Consider the following 4,410-nt stretch of genomic DNA (forward strand, 5'->3'; position numbering starts at 1 on the left):
CCGGGAGTAGACCGGCCCCTGCCGACGACCGGGATCCCCCTGGGGAACCGACCGCCGTCAGGGTGGGGAATTACGCCGACAGCAACCGCCCGAAGTAGGGGAAAAGCGCCGTCGCTGACACCTGCTTCATCGAGGTGTGGGAATCCGAGCCGTAGACCGACGCGTGCAGCGATTCCTGGAGCCACTTCTCGTCAGTGCCGTGCTGCACCACCACGTCGACGTCCCCGGGATTCAAAGCGCCCCTGGCATAGGACCCGAAGACATACACCTCCTTGACCAGGCCCAGCGGCCACGCACCGCCCTCCAGCCGGTCAACCATCTCCGCCATCAGCGCGGTAGCTCGCTCGCGTTTCATCCGGCCCTCCCCCACGGATCCCCCGGCACGCCGTCCGCCGACACGCTCACAGGACCCGAGATCCCACCGTAGCGACCGACACTGACACCGCGTCCGCGGACCGGCCCATCCCGACGACAGGCGGCGAGTTCCACCCCTCCGACTCCGCGCAGCCCAGGTGCCAGGAGCACCCCATTCATGATCATCTATCCGACACCGAACGGCGCCGATTCCAGACAATTGTCTGCACAGTTACGACATCTTCCATCCAACTCCAGCACTGCACTTCAACACCAAGATCATAAAATCGCGATTGAAGCATCGATCAGACCACTACAGGTGAGACTGCCTACCACAAAGATCGAAAACTTCGTTACCCCAATCACGGCAGACCACTTCAGAGCCTTGAAGATGTCGTGACTATGCAGACAACTGACAGGGCGGAGCATGCGCGCTGCTCGGGCGGTCTCGTCGGTGGACAGGTGGGCGCTGCCCTGCCAGGCGGTGTGCGGGCAGAGGCAGATCCACCACAGGTCGACGATGCCGCTGTCTCCGGGTGCGGTGGGGTCAGAAGTCACTGGTGAGGTGGACGTGGGTGGGGATCGGGGGGATCGTCGTGCCGTTGTGCTCCAGGACGACTGCTGTGGCGGGGTTGGGGGCGGCGGAGGGGTTGGGGGCTGGGGTGGAGGCGGGGGCTGGGGCTGGGGTGGCGGTGGGGGTTTGGCGGAAGCCGGCGAAGCGGTAGGCGACCAGCATCTGCCGGTTGCGGTCGGTGGGGACGAATTCGCCGAAGAGGCGGGCGCCTGCGGTGTGGGCGCGTTCGACCACGTGGGCCAGGAGCATGCCGCCCACGCCGCGGGACATCACCCGGCAGGAGGCCAGGAGGAGTTTGAGGGTCCACACCGAGCGCCACTGCTCGACCAGGACGACGCCCACGATGCCGTAGTCGCCGAAGCGGTCGCTCAGTTCGGCGACCAGGACGGTGTGGGTCCGGGAACTGCGCAGGACGTCGAGCTCGGCGGCCGAGTAGGTGTAGCCGGTGGCGTTCAGCTGGTGGGTGCGGACGGTCAGCTCCTCGGCCCGGGCCAGGTCCTGCGGGCCGGCGCGGCGGATCGTCAGCCGTAGGTCGAGTGAGGCCAGGAACTGGGGCGGGGTACCGGTGAACTCGCGCTCTGCTTCGGCGCGGACCAGCTCCGAGCGGTAGAGCGCGCGTCGTTGCGAGCCCTCCGCGGTGACCTCGGTGGAGGTGAACTGGGGGCGGGTCAGGACTGCCGCCACGTCGTCGGCGGGGTCCCACAGCTGTATCCGGGGGTGGGACTGGTGGACCTCCGCGCGCTCGAAGGGGTCGTCGTCGACGAAGAGGAACGATTCGGGGTGCAGGTTCAGGGCTGCGGCGATGCGGCGCACGGACTCGGACTTGGCGCCCCAGTTGATCTGCGGCGCCAGGAAGTAATCGGCCAAGCCGAAGCCGGTCAGTGCGGCCAGGGCGGGGGCGGGGTCGTTGCGGCTGGCTACGGACTGGAGGATGCCGAGTTCGTCGAGGCGTCGGACGGTGTCCGCGACACCGGGGCGCAGGCGGTGCGCGCCGTTTTCGGTCAGGACGCCTTCCCACAGGGTGTTGTCCAGGTCCCAGATGACGGCTTTGAGGGGGGCGGGGGTGGAGACGGGCGCGGGGACGGGGGCGGTGGGGGTCAGGGTGGGGGTCATGGGGTGCTGCTCCTGTCGGTGTGTCCGAACCTGCCGATCATGGTCTGGCTTACTTCGTTGCTGCCCTCGATGATCTCCATCACCTTGGCGTCCCTGTAGTAGCGGGCCACCGGGTGGTCGGGGGAGCAGCCGGCCGCGCCCAGGACCTGGACGGCGTCGCGGGCGGCGTCTGCGGCGGCCCGGCCGCAGAAGTACTTGGCCTCGGTGGCGGCCAGCGGTGCTTCGGGGCTGCGGTGCGCTGCCAGCTCGCCTGCGCGCAGGGCCAGCATCCGGCCCGCCCGCGCGGCGATGACCATGTCCGCGAGCATCCGCTGGACCAGCTGGTGGCGCATCGTGCCGCGGGCGGTGGCGTGGGCGGTGGCGGCGTCCAGGCACGCCTGGACGATGCCGACACTGCCGCAGGCCACGCTGTAGCGGCCCAGCGTCAGCGCGTGGGTGACCAGGAACGGGTGCGCGCGGCCGGGGCGGCCGACCAGGTTGGCCCGCGGGACCTCGCAGTCCTGGAAGGACAGTTGGGCGAGCATCGCGCCGCGGGTGCCGAGCATGTCGTGCAGCGGTTCGACGGTGACGCCGGGGCGGTCCCGTTCGACCAGGAACGCGGAGACGCCTTCGGGGGTGCGGGCGAAGACCAGGAAGACGTCGGCCAGCTGGCCGAAGCTGATCCAGCGTTTGGTACCGGTCAGGCGGAACGAGTGGCCGCCCGGGACCGGTTCGGCGCGGGTCGCTATCGCGGCGGCGTCGCTGCCGGCTTCGGGCTCGCTGAGCGCGAACGCGGCCAGGGTCGAGCCGCAGAGCAGGGACGGCAGCCAGGTGCTGCGCAGCGTCTGGTCGCCCCAGCGCCAGACGGACTCGGTGACCATGTCGTGGACGGTGAGCAGGCTGCGGGTGGACGAGCAGGCCCGGCCGATCTCCTCGTGCAGCAGGCCGTAGCCGACCGCGTCCAGGCCCGGTCCGCCCGAGGCTGCCGGGATCTGGGCGGCCAGCATGTTCTGCTTGGCGAGCAGGTCGACCAGGGAGCGGTCCAGGCGCTGTTCGCGGTCGTGGCGGGCGGCGAGCGGGGCCACCTCGCGGGCGGCGAAGGCGCGGAACCGGGCTTGGAGGTCGCGTTGGTCGGGGGTGAGGGTGAACTGGTTACCGGCCATGGCCGGCCCCGGTCTTGCGGGCGACGAACGCGGTGATCGCGTCGACGGAGCAGAAGGAGGCGATCTCCAGCTCGTCGTCCTCGACGGTGACGGCGAAGCGGTCCTCGACGAACAGGACCAGCTGCGCGGCGAAGAGGGAGTTGGCCAGGCCTGCGGCGAACACGTCCTGGTCGTCGGACACGGGGTGGCCGAGGCTGGCGGAGAGGTAGGCGCGGGTCTGGTCGCGGACAGGGGTGGTGGGGGTGGGGGCGGGAGTGGTGGTGGGGGCGGTGAGGAGCATGGGGGGCCTTTCGGGGGTGTGGGAGGGGGTGTCAGGTGTAGGTGAAGAAGCCCTGGCCGGACTTTCGGCCCAGGTGGCCGGCGTCGACCATGCGGCGCAGCAGCGGGCAGGGGCGGTACTTGCTGTCGGCGAAGCGGTCGTGCAGCTGCTCGATGCTGAGCAGGACCGTGTCGAGGCCGATCAGGTCGGCGGTGGCCAGCATGCCCATCGGGTGGCCGAAGCAGGAGGTGAAGATCCGGTCCACCTCGGCGGGTTCGGCGACGTGCTCGTGGACCAGGTAGGCGGCCTCGTTGACGGCCAGCATCATGACCCGGTTGGCGACGAAGCCCGGTGAGTCCTCGACCAGGACGCCTTCCTTGCCCATCGCGGCCAGCAGGGCGCGGGCGCGGGCAACGGTCTCGGGCGAGGTGTGGAAGCCGCGGACCATCTCGACCACCGGCTTGACCGGGACCGGGTTCATGAAGTGCATCCCCAGGACCTGCTCGGGGCGGGTGGTCTGGGCCGCCAGCCGGGTGATCGGGACGCAGGAGGTGTTCGCGGCGAAGACGACGCCCGGGGCGCAGAGCTGGTCGAGCTGCTGGTAGACCTCGCGTTTGACGTCCCAGTCCTCGGTGGTGTTCTCGATCACGAAGCCGGCCTGGGCCAGGCGGGCGTAGTCGGTGGTCGGCTCGATCCGGCGCAGGACTTCGGCGTCGTCGCGGTCCTGGACCTGGCCCAGCAGGCGTTCGAAGCGCAGGTCGCGGCGTAGTTGACGGATCGACTGGTCCAGCAGCTGGTCGGTGGTGTCCAGGAGCAGGACGTGGTGGCCGGTCGTGGCCAGGGCGTGGGCGACCGAGCGGCCGATGGTGCCGGCGCCCACGACGGCCACCGGGTGGGTGAGGGGGGTGGGGAGCGGAGGGGCCTCCGGCGCGAGCGGACCGGCTGAGTCGTCAGCGTCGTCCGAGTCC

The 4,410-nt window shown here is 70.2% G+C and carries 6 protein-coding genes; all 6 read right to left on the minus strand.

The features are described 5' to 3' along the window. Positions 1–70: 70 nt before the first annotated feature. A complete protein-coding gene (locus ACEZDE_RS33630) occupies positions 71–355 on the minus strand; it encodes a nucleotidyltransferase domain-containing protein (RefSeq protein ID WP_380544978.1) in 285 nt (94 codons plus the stop codon). A 278-nt stretch (positions 356–633) separates the two neighbouring features. After that, entirely contained in the window at positions 634–912 is a 279-nt protein-coding gene (locus ACEZDE_RS33635; protein ID WP_380544981.1) for a hypothetical protein, read from the minus strand. Next, entirely contained in the window at positions 902–2,041 is a 1,140-nt protein-coding gene (locus ACEZDE_RS33640) for an HAD-IIIC family phosphatase (protein WP_380544984.1), read from the minus strand. Before ACEZDE_RS33640 ends, ACEZDE_RS33635 begins: the two co-directional genes overlap by 11 nt. Then, positions 2,038–3,183 carry an acyl-CoA dehydrogenase family protein gene (locus ACEZDE_RS33645; RefSeq protein WP_380544987.1) on the minus strand — a complete coding sequence of 382 codons (1,146 nt, stop codon included), beginning with the start codon at positions 3,181–3,183 and terminating at the stop codon, positions 2,038–2,040. Before ACEZDE_RS33645 ends, ACEZDE_RS33640 begins: the two co-directional genes overlap by 4 nt. After that, positions 3,173–3,463 (minus strand): acyl carrier protein, encoded by a 291-nt coding sequence (locus ACEZDE_RS33650; protein WP_380544989.1) that lies wholly within the window; start codon positions 3,461–3,463, stop codon positions 3,173–3,175. The genes ACEZDE_RS33645 and ACEZDE_RS33650 overlap by 11 nt, the downstream gene beginning before the upstream one ends. 31 nt (positions 3,464–3,494) lie before the next feature. After that, positions 3,495–4,331, minus strand: coding sequence for a 3-hydroxyacyl-CoA dehydrogenase family protein (locus tag ACEZDE_RS33655; protein WP_380544992.1), 837 nt, complete (start codon positions 4,329–4,331; stop codon positions 3,495–3,497). Positions 4,332–4,410: the final 79 nt, after the last annotated feature.

The organism is Streptacidiphilus cavernicola, from assembly GCF_042510955.1.
GTDB lineage: Bacteria > Actinomycetota > Actinomycetes > Streptomycetales > Streptomycetaceae > Streptacidiphilus > Streptacidiphilus cavernicola.

Coding starts and splice junctions, on each gene's coding strand:
- ACEZDE_RS33650 (WP_380544989.1), bottom strand. CDS start 3,463: ATGCTCCTCACCGCCCCCACCACCACTCCCGCCCCCACCCCCACCACC.
- ACEZDE_RS33630 (WP_380544978.1), bottom strand. CDS start 355: ATGAAACGCGAGCGAGCTACCGCGCTGATGGCGGAGATGGTTGACCGG.
- ACEZDE_RS33645 (WP_380544987.1), bottom strand. CDS start 3,183: ATGGCCGGTAACCAGTTCACCCTCACCCCCGACCAACGCGACCTCCAA.
- ACEZDE_RS33640 (WP_380544984.1), bottom strand. CDS start 2,041: ATGACCCCCACCCTGACCCCCACCGCCCCCGTCCCCGCGCCCGTCTCC.